Origin of the sequence: Burkholderia sp. CCA53 (assembly GCF_001685525.1) — a bacterium.
Classification (GTDB): domain Bacteria; phylum Pseudomonadota; class Gammaproteobacteria; order Burkholderiales; family Burkholderiaceae; genus Burkholderia; species Burkholderia multivorans.
Window position 1 is genome coordinate 641,944 of record NZ_BDDJ01000001.1, and the last position, 18,075, is coordinate 660,018.

Annotated in this window: 13 protein-coding genes; 5 read left to right on the forward strand and 8 right to left on the reverse strand. The window is 66.8% G+C overall.

Features of this window, described 5'->3' with window-relative positions; translation table 11 throughout:
* Positions 1-34 precede the first annotated feature (34 nt).
* The 7 genes from BCR55_RS02975 to BCR55_RS03005 all read right to left on the reverse strand — a co-directional run bounded on the left by BCR55_RS02975 (position 35) and on the right by BCR55_RS03005 (position 8,957).
* Complete coding sequence (locus BCR55_RS02975; RefSeq protein ID WP_006410411.1) at positions 35-376, reverse strand: M48 family metallopeptidase; 342 nt, start codon at positions 374-376, stop codon at positions 35-37.
* Positions 373-3,315, reverse strand: coding sequence for a type I restriction endonuclease subunit R (locus BCR55_RS02980; protein WP_006410402.1), 2,943 nt, complete (start codon positions 3,313-3,315; stop codon positions 373-375). Before BCR55_RS02980 ends, BCR55_RS02975 begins: the two co-directional genes overlap by 4 nt.
* Complete coding sequence (locus BCR55_RS02985) at positions 3,312-4,616, reverse strand: restriction endonuclease subunit S (RefSeq protein ID WP_006410415.1); 1,305 nt, start codon at positions 4,614-4,616, stop codon at positions 3,312-3,314. The genes BCR55_RS02980 and BCR55_RS02985 overlap by 4 nt, the downstream gene beginning before the upstream one ends.
* Positions 4,613-6,442 carry an N-6 DNA methylase gene (locus BCR55_RS02990; RefSeq protein WP_035947096.1) on the reverse strand — a complete coding sequence of 610 codons (1,830 nt, stop codon included), beginning with the start codon at positions 6,440-6,442 and terminating at the stop codon, positions 4,613-4,615. Before BCR55_RS02990 ends, BCR55_RS02985 begins: the two co-directional genes overlap by 4 nt.
* A 424-nt stretch (positions 6,443-6,866) precedes the next feature.
* Positions 6,867-7,217, reverse strand: a complete 351-nt coding sequence (locus tag BCR55_RS02995; RefSeq protein ID WP_006400739.1) for a DUF4148 domain-containing protein — start codon at positions 7,215-7,217, stop codon at positions 6,867-6,869.
* A gap of 261 nt (positions 7,218-7,478) precedes the next feature.
* Positions 7,479-7,748, reverse strand: a complete 270-nt coding sequence (locus BCR55_RS03000; RefSeq protein WP_006410405.1) for a hypothetical protein — start codon at positions 7,746-7,748, stop codon at positions 7,479-7,481.
* A gap of 102 nt (positions 7,749-7,850) precedes the next feature.
* The gene (locus tag BCR55_RS03005) at positions 7,851-8,957 is read right to left on the reverse strand and encodes a substrate-binding domain-containing protein (RefSeq protein WP_006410413.1); all 1,107 of its coding nucleotides are present in this window, start codon (positions 8,955-8,957) and stop codon (positions 7,851-7,853) included.
* A gap of 131 nt (positions 8,958-9,088) precedes the next feature.
* Between BCR55_RS03005 and BCR55_RS03010 the strand changes: the two genes are divergently transcribed.
* Genes BCR55_RS03010 through BCR55_RS03025 form a run of 4 tightly spaced genes read left to right on the forward strand, consistent with a single transcriptional unit; the run spans position 9,089 to position 14,391 of the window.
* Positions 9,089-9,589: an NAD(P)H-dependent oxidoreductase subunit E gene (locus BCR55_RS03010; protein ID WP_065494156.1), complete on the forward strand. Its 501-nt coding sequence runs from the start codon at positions 9,089-9,091 to the stop codon at positions 9,587-9,589.
* Complete coding sequence (locus BCR55_RS03015; RefSeq protein ID WP_039225171.1) at positions 9,586-11,163, forward strand: NADH-quinone oxidoreductase subunit NuoF; 1,578 nt, start codon at positions 9,586-9,588, stop codon at positions 11,161-11,163. Before BCR55_RS03010 ends, BCR55_RS03015 begins: the two co-directional genes overlap by 4 nt.
* A gap of 17 nt (positions 11,164-11,180) precedes the next feature.
* Complete coding sequence (gene fdhF, locus BCR55_RS03020) at positions 11,181-14,132, forward strand: formate dehydrogenase subunit alpha (protein ID WP_006406248.1); 2,952 nt, start codon at positions 11,181-11,183, stop codon at positions 14,130-14,132.
* 7 nt (positions 14,133-14,139) lie between these two features.
* The gene (locus BCR55_RS03025) at positions 14,140-14,391 is read left to right on the forward strand and encodes a formate dehydrogenase subunit delta (RefSeq protein ID WP_006410407.1); all 252 of its coding nucleotides are present in this window, start codon (positions 14,140-14,142) and stop codon (positions 14,389-14,391) included.
* Between the two features lie 5 nt (positions 14,392-14,396).
* Here the strand turns inward: BCR55_RS03025 and BCR55_RS03030 are convergent, their stop codons facing one another.
* Entirely contained in the window at positions 14,397-16,046 is a 1,650-nt protein-coding gene (locus BCR55_RS03030; RefSeq protein WP_006406249.1) for an FAD-dependent monooxygenase, read from the reverse strand.
* A 130-nt stretch (positions 16,047-16,176) separates the two neighbouring features.
* Between BCR55_RS03030 and BCR55_RS03035 the strand changes: the two genes are divergently transcribed.
* Positions 16,177-18,024, forward strand: a complete 1,848-nt coding sequence (locus BCR55_RS03035) for a tetratricopeptide repeat protein (RefSeq protein WP_065494157.1) — start codon at positions 16,177-16,179, stop codon at positions 18,022-18,024.
* Positions 18,025-18,075 lie beyond the last annotated feature (51 nt).

Sequence of the window (18,075 nt, forward strand, 5' to 3'; positions counted from 1 at the left end):
TGTTCGCGCAGCCTTTCTTGGAATTTGCTTGAAATCAGTTCTGCCGATCGGCAGGCTGGTCAATTGTCTTGCGTGCGCGACGCGTCTCCTCGAACTCACGCCATCCCGGCACATGCGCGCTCATCAGCGCCTTAAACACCCGCCCATGGTTCGCGAAGCGCAAGTGAAGCAACTCATGGACGATGACGTAGTCCTGGAAGCGTTCATCCTGACTGACCAGATCGGCGGCCAAGGTGACCGTCCCGGCCGAGGAGCAGGAGCCCCATTTCCTGCGCATTTCCTGAACCCGAACGACACGCGGGTTGAGGCGCAACTTCACCGCCCACGCCAGAGCACGTCGTCGCAGTTCTTGCGTGGGGTACAGGGACGACTTCACTCGCCGGCCTCTGCAAGCAGCAGCCGGATGATCAGGTCGACGACACGGGCGCGTTCGTCCTGTCGAAGTGCCAATACCGGCTTGTACATGGCCGCGCGAAGGCGGCGTTGCTCATCGGGATTCACAGCTGCATTCGGGAAGCGCGACAACAGTGCTTCGGCATCCTTTGCGAGCGCCATCGCATCGACCGACGCCGCCTTGACAGCAGCGTCTTCGCGCAGCACCCAGTAGACGGCAAACGCTCGCGCTGAAAGTCCGCTGTCCCGTGCGGCCTTCATCGCGATTTCCTTCTCGGCCGCCAATGCCGCGAGCTGGTCCATTGCGGCCAGGCCGGTAGTCTTACGATCCTCCAGGTCCTTGAGGATGCGCTCGGCGCGATCCTTCAAGGGTTGCAGCACGGGCGCGGCCGCCGGGTCCTCGTCCATCTCCTGCTGCAGGCCCCGCACCAGGTTGAAGACCTTACCCTCGTCTGAGCCGTCCTCTTTCCGCAGAGCTTGCAAGGTCCGCACGTCGAATGTGACGCTCTTGGTCAACCTACCCAGCCCTTGCTGTTCCGCGCTCTCCTCGATCAAGCGGCGTGTTTTGTAGGCCAGGTCCGCCACGAACCCGACCTTCTCGGCGTAAGCGTTGCGCACCGCTGCATAGAGCTGCGTAAGCTGCTTGTAGGTGACGATGTGATCGCGCAGCTCCGGCGATGGCGAGAGGATTTCCCATAGCGCCTCGATTTCCTTGTAGGCCTCGAAGAACGCCTTGCGCGCTTCGGGCGCGAGGAAGCGGCCGAAGACCAGCTTCTCCAGCCGCTCGTCCGGCGTGTCCCCGCTGGAAACCAGCAGGTAGTCTTTCTCGGCTTGCGCGATCTTCTGCAGGAAGTCCTGGAGCAGCACGTCTAGGTCTTCGATCACGCCGCTGACGTCCGACGAATCAAACTGCAGCGCCTTCTTCAGTTCGCGCAACACGCCCACGAAATCCACCACCAGCCCGACGCGCTTCTGGACGCCATTGGCATCCACGTACGGGCGGTTCACGCGCGCAATGGATTGCAGCAGCACGTGGTCGCGCATTGGCTTGTCGAGGTACAGGCAGTACAGCGGCGGGGCGTCGTAGCCCGTTAGCAGCTTGTCGGTGACGATCAGGATCTTTGGGTTTTCGGTGGGCTTCTTGAACAGCAGGCGCACCTGCTCCTCGCCCTCGTCCGAGAGCTGCAGTTTGGCCACCAGCGGACGGTCCACCACATCCGCCGCGTTCTGCGTGTAGACCGGTGCCGTCCATTCGGGAGGAAGCAGCTTGTCCAGCGCCTTCTTGTACTTGGCGCAGGCCTCGCGATTCACCGCCACCACGAACGCCTTGTAGCCCAGCGGCAGGACGTTCTCCTTGAAGTGCTCGGCGACGAAGGCGGCCACCTTCTCGATGCGGTCGTCAGCGGTGAGGAAGGTGCGCAGGCCCACGGCGCGGTCAAGCACCTTGTTCAGCTCTTCAACATCGGTGACGCCCTCGCTTTCGGCCAGCGCGAAGAACTCCTTGTCCAGTCGCTCGGCAGGCACCGTCATCTCGCTCGGCGCCATCACGTGCTTGATTGGCAGCGTGGTCTCGTCGGCGATGCTCTCGGCAATCGAGTACTTGTCCAGGTAACCGAGCTCGTCTTGAGTACCGAAGATCTTGAACGTGCCTTCGCCCTGCGAGGTGCGCGAGATGGGCGTGCCGGTGAAGCCGATGATCGTGGCCGTGGGCACCGCAGCCATCAGGTAGGTGCCGAGGTCCTTGGCCACCGAGCGGTGGGCTTCGTCGATGAAGACGTAGACGTTGTCGCGCAGGCAACTGTCTTTGCGGATGGCCTCGAACTTATGGATCATCGAGATGATCAGGCCCCGGAAGTCGGCGTCCAGCAAGGACTGCAGCTCAGCCTTGTTGTTGGCTCGCTTGACCGCGATGTCCTGCTGCTGCATCTCGCCGAGCAGGCGCTCCACCCAGCCTTTCAACTGGCCTTCCAGCTCGGTGCGATCTACCACCAGGATCACCGTCGCATTGGCGAAGCGCGCCCTGTCTTCCAAGATCAGCCGCGCGGCGGTCAGCAGGGTGAAGGTCTTGCCCGAACCCTGGGTGTGCCAGACCAGACCGCGCGTCTTGGTCGGATCAGCGCAGCGGTCCAGGATCGCGTCAATCGCTCGCCGCTGGTGCTGCCGCAGTATGGACTTGCGGGTCTCGCCGTCCTGCACGTAGAACAAGATCCAGTGCTGTAGCGTGCGCAGGAAGTCGGTGGGCTCGAAGAAGGCCTGCACCGCGAAGCGGTAGGTCTCTTCCGGCGCCTGCTTCCAGCGTGCCATGTCGCGCCGGTTGGCGTTCCAGGTCACGCCGTACCAATAGTCCAGCAGGTGCGTCACGTTGAAGAGCTGGGCCGTACCTAGCAGCTCCGGCGTCTCCAGCTCGTAGCGGCGCAGTTGCTTAATCGCACGCTCGATGGCGTCACCGTCCTTCGGGTTCTTGTGCTCGACGATCACCACCGGCACGCCGTTGACGACGAACATCACATCGGCGCGGTTGCCCTTGCGCGCGGGCGGCTTGATCTTCCACTCCCACGTCACGTGGAAAGCGTTGTCCGCCACGTGCTCGAAGTCGATCAGCGTCACCGGCCGGTGCCGCTTTTCCGCCTCGTCGTACCACTGGCGCTCGCCGCGCAACCAGGCCAGAAGCTCACGGTTGCCCTCAATGCTGGCTGGTAGCGCATCAAGCGTTTCCACCACAGAGCGGACCGCGTCCGCGGACATCCAAGGGTTGAACGCCGCGAGCTTGGCTTCCAGCACGTCGCGGAAGAAGGTGCCCGCCTCGCCGCCGCGCTTGGCGCGCGCGTCCTCCGGTGTGATCGGCGTCCAGCCGATCTCCACGGCGTGCTTCACCATCGGGAACTGCACGGTGCCGGCCTCGCTGATCTTCAGTGTGCTCATGCCGCGACCTCCTCACGCTGTGTCGAGGCCGTGGACAGGGCCGACAAATCCAGATCCGAGACCGAGATTTCCCCGGTCATCAGCTTATGCAGCAAGGATTTGAAAAGCTCCTCCAGTACCTTGCGCTTCTTCTGGTGCAGGTCGATCTTGCGGTCGAGGGCTTCGAGGACGCCGACGATTTCCGCCTGCTCGTCCAACGTAGATGGCAGGGGCAGCGGCAGCGAGTCAATGGTGCCGGTGTTCAAGTTGTACTTGCCGTCTGCCGCTGGGGTCGCGCGGCCGGCGACCAGCGATGTGCCGCGGCGTGATCCGTAGAAATAGGAGAGGTACCGCGGATCGGCGACTCCCGTCTTGATGCGAGCCCGGATCAGGTAGGACGCGAAGAGGGCCCCTTCCGGCTCCCTCTGATAGACGGCGCAAGAGCCTAGTCGTTCCAGTACCCCGTTGGTGCGAATGAAAAGGAGATCGCCTGGTTGCAGCAGATACTTGCTGGCCTCAGCGGCAGAAAGGTCGCAGTACTTCAAGTCAGAAGGGTTGACGCGCCCGGACTCGACGTTCGGTATCCGCAAAACCGGATAGCTGCGTCTTTCCACGGTGCAGTGGGTGGATGTGCCGTACTGCAACCACTCCCGGATTTCGCGGAACTCGACGAGGTTCCAGCTCTCCGGCATCGGCCCGATCTCCGTTTCCTTCTGCGATTCGCCGCGCAAGCCGCGCGTGAAAAGGTCATTCATCACCGCGTGTTTCAGCTCCAATGCGGTTGATGTGGCCTTGTCATGAACGGTGATCGCGTCGCGCACCTTGGCAAGCGACTGCGCAATCGACTGCTGTTCTGCTGGCGGCGGGTGGGGAACGCCCAGTGCCGCGAGCCGGTTGCGAGAAAGATTGGGGATCGTAGTCTTGTTGCCTGCGCCTTCAAAGATGCCCAGCTGCGTGAACGCACTCTGCAGGAAATAGACGTAGAACCGCGCATCGACGTCGTCCTGAATGGGGCGCAGACGATGCAGGTGGTTCTGGAACGACATCACCGGTACGCGACCATCCCAGACGGCCGCACGCCCGATCTCTCCACCCTCGCAGACCAGCAGATCACCCGCCTTGAGGCTCTTGTCCACTAGCTCGGCTGCAGAGATCGACATCTCGTCAACCTCCGTGAGATCGATTTCGTCCCACAGCACATTCGATGTGCGAAGAAAGGGGACTTTGTCAGTGCCAGCGCGCGCGGCGGCGGACATCGTCTTTCCGGCGCCAATGTCGAACAGCTCGCCCAGGGGGCGCCATTTCCAGTTTGGGTTTGTCATAGCGGTGCGAGCACCTTTGCGAGGGTCTGGTCAATCTCTCTGGCCTTCTCGTCTAGTGCCAGCATGTCCTTGACGATGCTCTTGATGGACCGATGGTCAGCGTCGCCGCCCTGTGCGATCCAACGCCCCGGGCTGAGGTTGTAGTCCGCCTCTTCGGCTTGCTGCTTCGTGATGACAGTCAGCTCGCCCTCTACCGGTTCGCCCTTGAGGTACATCGCCGCCAGAGCCCGAATGTCCTCCTCGGGCAGGTAGTTCTTCGGCCGGCCCTTGCGGAAGTGGCGGCTGGCGTTGAGCAGGACGATCTTGTCCTTGCGCGCGGCGGGTTTGCGCTTGTTTAGCACCACGATCACGCCCGCCGCCGTCGTGTTGTAGAAGAGGTTTTCGGGCAGCAGGATCACCCCGTCGATCAAGTCCTGATCGACGAACCACTTGCGGATGTTTCGCTCCTTGTCCTCGTTCTTCGAGCCTGAGCCGCGTGTGACCGCGCCGGTATCAAGCACCACTGCGGCCCGACCGTCGTCATCCATGCAGGCAAGCGTGTGCTGCAACCAAGCCCAGTCGCCCTTGCCGCTCGTGACGCCGCCGGCAGTGCGGAATCGATCAAACGGGTCGTTGGCGAACAGGTCTGACGTGAACGGCTGGTTCCACATCGGATTGGCAACGACGATGTCGTGCTGGCGGATCGTGCCGTCAGCATTCCGGAACTTGGGATTAATCATCGTGTCGCCGCGCGCGAGCTCCACCTCCATGTCGTGGATGATTGCGTTCATCTGCGCGACGGCGTAGCTCTCGGCCTGGAGCTCCTGGCCGGAGAGCCTGAGCGGTACCTTGCTGGTCGGGTCGAGTTCGCGGGCGACGAGCTGCAGTTTGATGAGCAACCCCGCCGAGCCGCATGCGTAGTCATGGCAGGTTTCGCCGGGCTTCGGCCGCATGACGTGGGCCATCAAGAAGCCCACCTCGGTCGGCGTGAAGAACTCACCGGCGCTCTGGCCCGACCCTTCGGCGAACTTGCGCAGCAGGTACTCATAGGCACGCCCCAGGAAGTCTGGCTGCACGTCGGCCAGGCCGAGGCGGTAGCGCGGATCGGAGAACGTCTCAACCACGCCGCGCAACTTGGCGGGGTTGATGTCGCGCTCGCCGTTGCGTTCTGTAGCGAAGTCCACCACGTCGATCACGCCGGAGAGCGTCGGGTTCTGCTTGACCACGGCACGCACGGCCTTAGTCAGGTGCTCACCGATGTCCCTAGGCGCGGTCGGGCGGCCGCGCTCGTCCAGCGGCCAGTCAAATGACTCGCGCCCGCTGATAACCGCCCATCGGGCTTCCGGGGGCAGGTAGAAACGTAGCAGCGAGTGATCGGATTCAGCGATCTCCAGAGCGGTAGCACTGTCGCCGTACTCTTCGGCTAGCCGTTCGATCTCGTCATCGAACACGTCGGACAGCCGCTTCAGGAAGAGCAAGGGCAGCAGGTAGTCCTTGAACTTGGCCGCATCTTTCTCGCCCCGGATCGAGCACGCCGCATCCCAGAGCATTTGTTCCATTGGTTTGGTGCTGGTGGCCTGAGCAGCTGCCGCGCGCCCGCGACGGCGGCGTGGCGGCATGGGGCTCTCGCCCGGGTCCACAGCAGGCTCGTCTGCAACACCAGCATCTTGGGCGAGCGCCGTGATGGCCTGCACCGCTGCACGTTGGGGTTTGCTACCACCACCTTCCCAACGGTTGACGGTGGCGAACGAAACACCCAGCCGCTCTGCGAGCTGCTCCTGGGTGAGGTTGAGCTTGGCGCGGATGGCGCGAAGCGTATTGGGCAGGGAGGAGGCTTGATCTGTCATGTTTGTGATATTTGCAATATCGCAGAATTTTGTCAAGCCCCTGCCAGCAACCAACCGAACTGCAACCCCCGAAAAGCTCAAATCATCGAATCCGCGCCCTCAAGGCCGAGGCGTTGCTATCTGGTTCAGCAAGCGGACGCGGGTTCGGTTCCGTGTTCCGCCACCACATTCAGCGTCACGCGCAACAACCCCGCACGACATCGCGTCTGCGGGGTTTTTTGTTGCCGACGCGGCCCGCGCATCCGCCTCCGAAATAGCGCCCGGCCCTCCTCGAGCCAGCCGCCTGCCGCCGGCATCCCGGCAGCAGGAGGTGACGCACGTGGGCCGGCGCCTGTATCTGCGTAGGTGCCGGCGGACGCGGCGCCGCCTTGCGGACGCGGCTCATCGCCGCACCCCATACCGGCCGCATCGCGCACTACGCTGATTAGCTGCCGCGATACAGCGACTTCATTTCCTCGTCGCTCGCCGGGCGCACGATCGCGCGCGAACCCGACGCCGATGCGCCTTGCGCCTGCGCGCCATAACCGCTGGTATCCGCGCCTCGCGATTGCGCCAGCGCGGCGCGCTGCTGTTCCGCGACGCGGGCCGTCGCCGCCTGAATGGCTTCCGGGTAATGCGGATCTTCGCCGCGGGCCGAGTTGTAGCCGGCTTGCTGCAGCTGAATCAGCTCCGCGCGGACCTGCTCGCGCGTGATCGTCGAGCCCGACTGCGCGAACGACACGACCGGCGCAACGACGGCTGCGGCAACGACAACGGCTTGAACGAGCGACTTCATGATGACCTACCTCCAGATTTGTCCGATTTCGCGATGAACACCTCGCTCATCGCTGACAGTCCGAAGTTTATGTAGGCGAATGCTTAAGAATAAGGCAGGTTTCAGGAACACATCCTTCCTGAATTCGGGTTAACCCGAATCCGAAGCGGACATACCGCCCGAAACGTATGAGCCCCGCGCAACACCATGGCTGCGCGGGGCTCGTCTGCTTGTCTGCCGAGTCGGGCGTCGACGCACGCGCGCGACGCCGCGATCAGCGTGTCACTGACTGTCCATCGGGCACTTCAGGTTGCAGCCGTTCGGATCGCCCATGTCGCCCTTGCGGCGCAACGCCGACTTCTTGCCGCTCTGATATTTCCTGGACGGCTCCGATGCCGCGAACGGCATCTGCGGATGCTCGTTCAGACGAAACTGGTCGCTGAGGATGCCGCCCGGCACGCCCGGCGAATTCTGCGCGAGTGCGAGCGGCGAAACAGCGATCAGGAACCCCGCGGTCAACGCTGCCGCGGAGAGGGAAACGGAAAGTTTCATGGCGGGAATGACGCCTGAACGGCGTGCTTGTTGGAACGTTGGTCAAGCGGCAAGCGTAGCGCAATTCCCCCGCTGCTGCAGCGCGGCCCGGCGGCCCGCGTGTTACCGCGCATTGCCGCCCTCCGCGGCTGCGAGGTCGCCGCCCGCGAGCCCCGCGGCGACGTCGACCAGCGTCCCGCAGGCGGCCGGATCGTAACCGTCGAGATCGCCGACGCGCTCGATGAAGCGCGCATCGCGCAACAGTGCGAGCACGCCCGCGAGCGGCCGTGCGTCGAGCCGTGCCCGCTCGCAGGCGAAGTAATAGTCTTCGTCGACGACCGGAATGAAGTCGAGCCCGAAATGACGGGCCGCCGGCTCGACGCCGAAACCGAGATCGGCCATCCCGCTCGCGACGAACGCGGCGATCGCCGAATGCGTGAGCTCGGCCGACGCATAGCCGTTGATGCGCGCCGGATCGATGCCGATCGCGCTCAGCGCGAGCTCGAGCAGCATGCGCGTGCCCGAGCCGGGCTGGCGGTTCACGAACCGGATGTCGTCGCGCGCGAGATCCGCGAGCCCCTTCACGTGCTTCGGATTGCCGCGCGGCACGAACAACCCTTGCTGACGGCGCGTCAGATGAATCAGTACATGCCGGCCGTCGTCGAGCCACGGCCGGTAGATCTGCGCGCACTGCGCGCGAAACGCGCCGCGCGGCAGATGAAAGCCGGCCAGTTCGCACTCGCCGCGCGCAAGCGCCCGCACGGCCTCGACGCTTTCCCGATACTTGATGTCGACGGCGGCTTGCGCATCGACGAGCGCCGATACGAGCGTCGCGACCGCATAGCCGTGCGACGCGTGAATCCGTACGGCGCCGTCGCGTTGCGCGAGCCGCCGGTTCAGATCGCTCGCCACTTCGGCCGCGAGCGCGCGCAGGTTGCCGTCGAGGCGGCTGCGCGCGAGGCGCTGCGCGTCGACGATCGCCAGCCCCAGCTCGGACAGCGTCGAACCCTTGCCGCGCGCGGTTTCGATCAGCTCGCCGCCGACGCACGCCTCGAGCGCACGAAGCATCCCCCACGCATGACGGTACGACAGCCCTTTCGCTTGCGCGGCCTGCGCGATGCTGCCCGTTTCGGCGACCAATTCGAGCAGCGGCGCGACCTCCGAGAGGCTCGCGGTGCGCCCTTCCGTGTCGCGCACGGTCAGATACGCGTCGCATTCGATTCGAATCAATTATGTACTCCGATTTCCTATTGCGACGTCGAAAGCTTCCGCTTATCGTTGACCAAAATCAATCAGAACGAAGTCGCCATGCGGACTATATGAAGTTCAGTCGCATATGAGACTTTGGAGGAGCATAACCGATGTCCCCGAATTCCCACGCGCCCGAGGCGCTGGTCGAGCGCCATGCGCGCGCCGGCCGGTCGCTCGTCGCGATTCTGCACGCCATCCAGGACGAGGTGGGCTATGTGCCGCCGGGCTGCGTCGCGCCGCTCGCGAAGGCGCTGAACCTGTCGCGTGCCGAAGTGCATGGCGTGCTGACTTATTACCACCACTTCCGCACTGCGCCGCCCGCGCGCGTGACGATCCAGATGTGCCGCGCCGAAGCGTGCCGCAGCATGGGTTGCGAAGCGCTCGCCGAGCATGCGCAAACGCGTACCGGCTGCCGCTTCGATGCCGCGCACGACGACGCGGCGCAGGCCTCGGCGCCGCCCGCCGTCGCGCTCGAATCGGTGTACTGCCTCGGCCTGTGCGCGCAGTCGCCGTCGATGACGGTCAACGGCGTACTGCACGCGAAGGTCACACCGGAAAAATTCGATGCGCTGCTCGCCGACGCGGTCGCGCACGCCGGGGAGGCCGCATGACGACCCGTATCTACGTCCCGCGCGATTCGTCCGCGCTCGCACTCGGCGCCGACGCGCTCGCCGCCGCGATCGTCGCCGAGGCCGAACGGCGCGGCGCCGCGATCGAACTCGTTCGCAACGGCTCGCGCGGGCTGCTGTGGCTCGAACCGCTCGTCGAAGTCGGCACCGCGGCCGGCCGCGTCGGCTATGCGAACCTGACGGCCGCCGACGTCCCCGCGCTGTTCGACGCCGGCTGGCTCGAAGGCGGTGCGCATCCGAGCGGCGTCGGCCTCGTCGACGCGCTGCCGTATCTCGCGCGCCAGCAGCGCCTGACCTTCGCGCGCATCGGCATCACCGACCCGCTGTCGATCGACGACTATCTGAAATACGACGGCCTCGTCGGCCTGAAGAACGCGCTCGCGCTCGACGGCGACGCCGCATGCGAGACGCTGATCGAGTCGGGCCTGCGCGGCCGCGGCGGCGCGGCGTTCCCCGCCGGCATCAAATGGCGCACGGTGCGCCAGGCGAGCGCGAAACAGAAATACATCGTCTGCAACGCAGACGAAGGCGACTCGGGCACGTTCTCCGACCGCCTGCTCATGGAATGCGATCCGTACTGCCTGATCGAAGGGATGATCATCGCCGGCGTCGCGACGGGCGCGACGGTCGGCTACATCTACGTGCGCAGCGAATACCCGCACGCGATCGCGACGCTCGAAGCGGCGATCGCGCGCGCCCGCGAAGCCGGCTGGCTCGGCGAGCACGTGCTCGGCTCCGCGCACGCGTTCGAACTCCACGTCGCGAAGGGCGCGGGCTCGTACGTGTGCGGCGAGGAAACGGCACTGCTCGAATCGCTCGAGGGCAAGCGCGGCGTCGTGCGTGCGAAGCCGCCCCTGCCCGCGCTCGCGGGCCTGTTCGGCCAGCCCACCGTCATCAACAACGTGATCACGCTCGCCACCGCGCCCGTGATCTTCGCGCGCGGCGCGGCGTTCTATCGCGATTACGGGATGGGCCGTTCGCGCGGCACGCTGCCGTTCCAGCTCGCCGGCAACATCCGCTACGGCGGCCTCGTCGAACTCGCGTTCGGCGTCACGCTGCGCGAGCTGCTGTTCGACTTCGGCGGCGGCACCGCGACCGGCCGCCCCGCGCGCGCCGCGCAGGTCGGCGGCCCGCTCGGCACCTACCTGCCCGAGCATCAGTGGGACGTGCCGCTCGACTACGAGGCGTATACGGCGATCGGCGCGGTCGTCGGTCACGGCGGCATCGTGCTGCACGACGACACGTCGAATCTCGCGGAACTCGCCGAGTATGCGATGAAGTTCTGCGCGATCGAATCGTGCGGCAAATGCACGCCGTGCCGGATCGGCTCGACGCGCGGCGTCGAGACGATCGCGCGCATCCGCGGCGGCGACACGTCCGAACGGCAGATCACGCTGCTGCGCGACCTGTGCGACACGATGCTCGCCGGCTCGCTGTGCGCGATGGGCGGGATGACGCCGTATCCGGTGCTGTCCGCGCTCGACCATTTCCCCGAAGATTTCGGGCTCGCCGCCGGCACGGATGCCGCGTCGAAGCCCGTCAAGGCTGCGGCCTGAGCCAGAAGGAGCCCTGCATGTCCCTCGACACGAACAACGTCCGCCAAGGCGGCTGCGGCTCGGGCCAATGCGCGTGCAAGAGCGCCGCACAGGCGCGCACGCGCGACCCGCTCGACGATACCGATTACGGCACGCCGCAGCGCTATGCGGACACCGACGTCACGCTCGAAATCGACGGCCAGCCGGTCACGGTGCCGGCCGGCACGTCGGTGATGCGCGCCGCGATCGAAGCCGGCATCAACGTGCCGAAGCTCTGCGCGACCGATTCGCTGGAGCCGTTCGGCTCGTGCCGCCTCTGCCTCGTCGAGATCGAAGGCCGGCGCGGCTATCCGGCGTCGTGCACGACGCCCGCCGAAGCGGGCATGAAGGTACGCACGCAGTCGGACCGGCTGCAGGCACTGCGCCGCAACGTGATGGAGCTGTACATCTCCGATCACCCGCTCGACTGCCTCACCTGCCCGGCCAACGGCGACTGCGAACTGCAGGACATGGCGGGCGTCGTCGGGCTGCGCGAGGTGCGCTACGGCTTCGACGGCGCGAATCATCTGCACGATCGCAAGGACGAATCGAATCCGTATTTCACGTACGACCCGTCGAAGTGCATCGTCTGCAACCGCTGCGTGCGCGCGTGCGAGGAAACGCAGGGCACGTTCGCGCTGACGATCGCCGCGCGCGGCTTCGAGTCGCGCGTCGCGGCCGGTGAAAGCGAGCCGTTCATGGAGTCGGAATGCGTATCGTGCGGCGCATGCGTCGCCGCATGTCCGACCGCGACGCTGCAGGAAAAGACCGTCGTCCAGCTCGGCCAGGCCGAGCATTCGGTGATCACGACCTGCGCGTACTGCGGCGTCGGCTGCTCGTTCAAGGCCGAGATGAAGGGCACGCAGGTCGTGCGGATGACGCCGCACAAGAACGGCCTCGCGAACGAAGGGCATGCGTGCGTGAAGGGACGTTTCGCGTGGGGCTACGCGACGCACAAGGACCGCATCACGAAGCCGATGATCCGCGAGAAGATCACCGACCCGTGGCGCGAAGTGAGCTGGGACGAAGCGCTCACGTATGCGGCGACGCAATTCCGCAAGCTGCAGCAGAAATACGGCCGCGATTCGATCGGCGGCATCACGTCGTCGCGCTGCACGAACGAGGAAACCTATCTCGTGCAGAAGCTCGTGCGCGCCGCGTTCGGCAACAACAACGTCGACACCTGCGCGCGCGTGTGCCACTCGCCGACCGGCTACGGGCTGAAGACGACGCTCGGTGAATCGGCCGGCACACAGACCTTCGCCTCGATCGGCAAGGCCGACGTGATCGTCGTGATGGGCGCGAACCCGACCGACGGCCACCCGGTGTTCGGCTCGCGGCTCAAGCGCCGCGTGCGCGAAGGCGCGAAGCTGATCGTCATCGATCCGCGCCGCATCGACGTCGTCGACGGCCCGCACGTGAAGGCCGCCCATCACCTGCAGCTGCGCCCCGGCACGAACGTCGCGATCGTCAACGCGCTCGCGCACGTGATCGTGACGGAAGGACTCGTCGACGAATCGTTCGTCGCCGAGCGCTGCGAAACGCGCGCGTTCGAGCAGTGGCGCGATTTCGTCGCGCGCGCCGAGAACTCGCCCGAAGCGACCGCGGACGTGACGGGCGTGCCGGCCGAACTGGTCCGCGCAGCCGCGCGGCTGTACGCGACCGGCGGCAATGCGGCGATCTACTACGGGCTTGGCGTGACCGAGCACGCGCAAGGCTCGACGACGGTGATGGGCATCGCGAACCTCGCGATGGCGACCGGCAACGTCGGCCGCGAAGGCGTCGGCGTGAATCCGCTGCGCGGCCAGAACAACGTGCAGGGCTCCTGCGACATGGGTTCGTTCCCGCACGAACTGCCCGGCTATCGGCATATCGGCGATACGACGGTGCGCACGCAATTCGAGCAGGCATGGGGCGCGACGCTGCAGCCGGAACCGGGGCTGCGCATTCCGAACATGTTCGACGCGGCGCTCGACGGCAGCTTCAAGGGGCTCTACTGCCAGGGCGAGGACATCGTTCAGTCCGATCCGAACACGCAGCACGTCGCGGCCGCGCTGTCCGCAATGGAATGCATCGTCGTGCAGGACATCTTCCTCAACGAGACCGCGAAGTATGCGCACGTGCTGCTGCCGGGCTCGACGTTCCTCGAGAAGGACGGCACGTTCACGAACGCCGAACGCCGGATCTCGCGCGTGCGCAAGGTGATGCCGCCGCTCGCCGGCTATGCGGACTGGGAAGTCACGCTGATGCTGTCGCGCGCGCTCGGCTACGAGATGCACTACGCGCATCCGTCGGAGATCATGGACGAGATCGCGCGGCTCACGCCGACGTTCGCCGGCGTGAGCTACGAGAAGCTCGACGCGCTCGGCAGCATCCAGTGGCCATGCAACGAGGACGCGCCGGAAGGCACGCCGACGATGCACGTCGACGCATTCGTGCGCGGCAAGGGCCGCTTCGTGATCACGCAGTTCATTCCGTCGCCGGAAAAGGTCACGCAACGCTATCCGCTGATCCTGACGACCGGGCGCATCCTGTCGCAATACAACGTCGGCGCGCAGACGCGCCGCACCGAGAACGTGCGCTGGCATGAGGAGGATCGTCTCGAGATCCATCCGCACGACGCGCAGGATCGCGGGATCCGCACCGGCGACTGGGTCGGCATCGAGTCGCGCGCGGGCCAGACGGTGCTGCGCGCGCTCGTGACCGACCGCATGCAGCCCGGTGTCGTCTATACGACGTTCCACTTCCCCGAATCGGGCGCGAACGTGATCACGACGGAGAGCTCCGACTGGGCGACGAACTGCCCCGAATACAAGGTCACGGCCGTCCAGGTGATGCCGGTCGCGCAGCCGTCCGACTGGCAGCGCGCGTATGCACGCTTCAACGCCGAACAGCTCGCGCTGCTCGAGCAGCGAACCGGTGCTCCCGCCGCCGCGACGGCAGGCAAGTGAGGAATCGATGGACAGCACACACCTGATCGACATGGCGAACCAGATCGGCGCCTTCTTCGAATCGATGCCCGATCGCGAGGAAGCGCTGACCGGCATCGCCGAGCATATCCGGCGCTTCTGGGAACCGCGCATGCGCCGCGCGTTGCTCGCTTCGCTCGACGATCCGTCCAGCGAAGCGGCGCGGCGCGCCTCGCCGATCGTGATCGAGGCGGTAGCCACGCACCGCGCTTCGCTCGTGCCGGCCGCTGCAACGGCCTGAGCGCGCTACGCAGACGGTGAAGGAACGCCCGCGAACCAGGTTTCGCAATGTCGCAGCAGCGCGTTCGCGTCGCTCGATGCGCGGCCGCGTGCGGCGATGTAGCCGTCCGGCCGCAACAGGTAGAACGCCGGACGCGAGCGGCCGTACGCCTGGACCAGCGTGTCCGCGCCGTCGCCTTCGACATCGGTCACGCGCCAAGCGCGCACCGCGCCCGGCATGATCCGTTCGAGGCGCTGGATCAGCGCTTGTGCGTCGGCCGCCAGCGGCGACACGTCGTCGAGGCCGGTGCTCGGGGGCGCCTCGAGCAGCAGCAGCGTGAAGCTCGCCGGGTCGTGCACGTCGTATAGCCGCGCGGTGCCGGGCGCCTGACCGAGCGGCCCGTCGATCACATGCAGCAACGCATCGGGCGCGCGTTCGCCCGCGCGCGGGCCGCCGTCGAGCACGCGTTCGAGCGTGAGCGGACTCTTCCGGTACTGAACGCCGAGTTCGCTGACACTACGCCGAACCGCATCGCGCAGCGGCCCGAGCGACACCAGCAGCGGCACCAGGTGATCGCGCAGCAGCTTCATCGCGCCATGATCGGCTTCGACGATCTGCGTGACCAGACTCGTCTGGCGCAGCACGTCGCGCTCGATCGGATGACGCTCGGTGTGGTAAGTGTCGAGCAGCCGGTCGGGCGCCCCGCCCGCGAGTACGCGCGCGAGCTTCCAGCCGAGGTTGAACGCCTCCTGCACGCCCGTGTTCATTCCCTGCGCACCGGCCGGGCTGTGGATGTGCGCGGCGTCGCCCGCAAAGAACACGCGGCCGTGCCGCAGCCGCTCGACCATGCGGCTGTGCAGCCGAAAATACGACGACCATGCGAGATCGCTCGGCGCGATCGACGCGCCGATGCGCGCCCGCACGACCGCTTCGCAGTCGGCCAGCGACGGCGGCGGCGAGTCGGGCGACACATCGCCGACAGGCGGACGGTCGGCGACGAGCCGATAGCGGCCGCTACCGAGCGGAAACAGCCCGGCGATGCCGTCGGGCGTCGTGAATAGGTGGATCTCGTCTTCCGGCCAGTCGGGAATCGCCGCGAAATCGGCCAGCAGAAACGTCTGTTCGAACGCGCGGCCCGCGAAGCCGATGCCGAGCAGATGCCGCACCGTGCTGTGCGCGCCGTCGGCCGCGATCAGATACGACGGCGAGAACCGCTCGTCGCGGCCGCCGGCATCGCGCAGCGTCACGTCGAGCGACGCGCCGCCCGCATCGCATTCGACGAGCGTCACGCCGCGCTCGATCGTTACGCCGAGCTCGGCGAGATGCTCGGCCAGCAGCCGCTCGGTGACGCTCTGGTCGAGCAGCAGCAGATAGGGATAGCGCGTTTGCAGCGGATCGAAATCGAGCCGCGCGATCACGCGGCCGTCGGCATGCAGCGCGGCCGCGTGCGCGCGATGCCCAAGCGCGAGAAACGGTTCGACGGCGCGGTGCTGCTCCAGCAGTTCGAGCGTGCGCGCCTGGATGCCGATGGCGCGCGAATACGGCGCCGGCGCCGCGAGCTTGTCGATCACGCGCACCGGGACGCGGGCACGCGCGAGGCTCATCGCCGCAGCCAGGCCCGTAGGCCCGGCGCCGACGATCAGCACTGGCGGGATGTCGAGCAGGGTGTCAGCCATGAGTTCCTCGATCGGACACGACGCTGCCAGTCTACGCCGCTCCGCGTGACGGGGCCATATGCCGAACGGCCGAGCGGCGGCGTGCCTGCGCGCTGTGGGAAAATACGCGCTTTCCGCCAGTTTTCGCGTCATGGATTCCGCATTCGACCGAGCGTACGCCGCGCATCGCGCCGGCCGCCTCGCCGAGGCCGAGCACGGCTACCGCACCGCCCTCGCCGACAATCCCGCCGATGCCGACGCACTCCACCTCTTCGGCGTGCTGCGGCATCAGCAGGGGCAGCATGCCGAAGCGGCCGATCTCGTCGGCCGCGCGGTCGCGCTGCGCCCGGGCGATGCCGCGCTGCAACTGAACCTCGGCAATGCGCTGAAGGCGCTCGGCCGGCTCGACGAAGCGATCGAGCGGTTCCGCAACGCCCTCACGCTCGCGCCCGAATTTCCGCTCGCGCATTACAACCTCGGCAACGCCTATGCGGCGCTGCAGCGTCACGAAGACGCGGTCGACGCGTTTCGCCGCGCGCTGCGGCTCACGCCGGACGACGCGTCGATCCACAACAACCTCGGCAACGCGCTGAATGCGCTCGGCCGTCACGACGATGCGCTTGCCGCGTTCCGCCGCGCGCTGGAGCTGCGTCCGGGCCACGCGGGCGCGCACAACAATCTCGCGATGGCGCTGAACGCGATGGGCCGCGCGGACGAAGCGATCGCGCATTTCCAGGCCGCGATCGCCGCGCAGCCGCGCTTCGTCGCCGCGCACTTCAATCTCGGCAACACGCTCGACGCGGTGGGCCGCCATGCGGAAGCCGCGGCCGCGTTCGAGGCGGCGCTCGCGCTGCATCCGCCGTTTCCGCTCGCGCTGTTCGGTCTCGCGAACGCGCTCAGCGCGCAATCGCGTCACCGCGACGCGCTGCCGTATTACGAGCGCGCGGTCGGCCTCGACCCGTCGTTCGCGCTCGCCTGGCTCAATCTCGGCAATGCGCATCACGCGCTCGGCGCACACGAGCGCGCACTGCGCGCGTTCGATCAGGCGCTGCGCGTCGCGCCCGACCTCACGCTCGCGCAACTGCACCGCGCCGTCACGCTGCTGACGCTCGGCGACTTCACGCGCGGGCTGCCCGCCTACGAAGCGCGTCACGACACGCCGGGCGCGACGCCGCTCGGCGGGCTGCCGCGCTGGCAAGGCGAGCCGATCGCGTCGCGCACGCTGCTGATTCGCGCGGAACAGGGGTTCGGCGATACGCTGCAGTTCGTCCGCTTCGTGCCGCGCGCGCGCGCGCGCTGCGCGCGTGTCGTGCTCGAAGTACAGCCGGCGCTCGTCACGCTGCTCGCGCCGGCCGCCGCGCAGTGGCGCGTGACGCTCGTCGCACAAGGCGCGCCGAAGCTGCCGGCCGCCGATGTCGCCTGCACGCTGATGAGCCTGCCGTTCGCGCTCGGGCTGCAACCGGCCGACATCGCGTCCGGCACGCGCTATCTCGACGCGCCCGACACCGCGCGACGACGCTTTCGCGGTTCGCTCGGCGGCCAGGCCAAGCGCAAGTTCGGGCTCGCATGGTCGGGGCGCCGTCAGGCGCAGGACAATCGGTCGATGCCGTTCGACGCGCTCGCGCCGCTGCTCGCGCTGCCCGACATCGACTGGCTCGTGCTGCAGCCTTCGCTCGACGACGACGAGTGCGCCCGCGTCGACGCGCATCCGCGCGTGTATCGTCTCGACGGCCGGCTGAACGACTTCGCGGATACGGCCGCGCTGATCGAACGGCTCGACGGCGTCGTGACCGTCGACACGGCCGTCGCGCACCTCGCGGGCGCGCTCGGCAAGCCGCTGTGGGTCATGCTGCCGTTCGCGGCCGACTGGCGCTGGTTCACTGGTGACGAATGCCCGTGGTATCCGCGTGCGCGGCTCGTGCGTCAGCCCTCGCCCGGCGCATGGGACGACGTCGTCGCGGCCGTCGCGCAGGCGCTCGCCGCGCCCGGGCGCGGATGAAAAAACGGAGCGCCGTGCGCTCCGTCCTTCGTTACCGCCAGGCCGCGCCGC

Excerpts from the sequence above, each read along its gene's own strand:
- BCR55_RS02980 (WP_006410402.1), bottom strand. The coding sequence starts at position 3,315 with ATGAGCACACTGAAGATCAGCGAGGCCGGCACCGTGCAGTTCCCGATG.
- BCR55_RS02990 (WP_035947096.1), bottom strand. The coding sequence starts at position 6,442 with ATGACAGATCAAGCCTCCTCCCTGCCCAATACGCTTCGCGCCATCCGC.
- BCR55_RS03030 (WP_006406249.1), bottom strand. The coding sequence starts at position 16,046 with ATGGCTGACACCCTGCTCGACATCCCGCCAGTGCTGATCGTCGGCGCC.
- BCR55_RS02985 (WP_006410415.1), bottom strand. The coding sequence starts at position 4,616 with ATGACAAACCCAAACTGGAAATGGCGCCCCCTGGGCGAGCTGTTCGAC.
- BCR55_RS03010 (WP_065494156.1), top strand. The coding sequence starts at position 9,089 with ATGTCCCCGAATTCCCACGCGCCCGAGGCGCTGGTCGAGCGCCATGCG.
- BCR55_RS03025 (WP_006410407.1), top strand. The coding sequence starts at position 14,140 with ATGGACAGCACACACCTGATCGACATGGCGAACCAGATCGGCGCCTTC.
- BCR55_RS03000 (WP_006410405.1), bottom strand. The coding sequence starts at position 7,748 with ATGAAACTTTCCGTTTCCCTCTCCGCGGCAGCGTTGACCGCGGGGTTC.
- BCR55_RS02995 (WP_006400739.1), bottom strand. The coding sequence starts at position 7,217 with ATGAAGTCGCTCGTTCAAGCCGTTGTCGTTGCCGCAGCCGTCGTTGCG.
- BCR55_RS03015 (WP_039225171.1), top strand. The coding sequence starts at position 9,586 with ATGACGACCCGTATCTACGTCCCGCGCGATTCGTCCGCGCTCGCACTC.
- fdhF (WP_006406248.1), top strand. The coding sequence starts at position 11,181 with ATGTCCCTCGACACGAACAACGTCCGCCAAGGCGGCTGCGGCTCGGGC.
- BCR55_RS03035 (WP_065494157.1), top strand. The coding sequence starts at position 16,177 with ATGGATTCCGCATTCGACCGAGCGTACGCCGCGCATCGCGCCGGCCGC.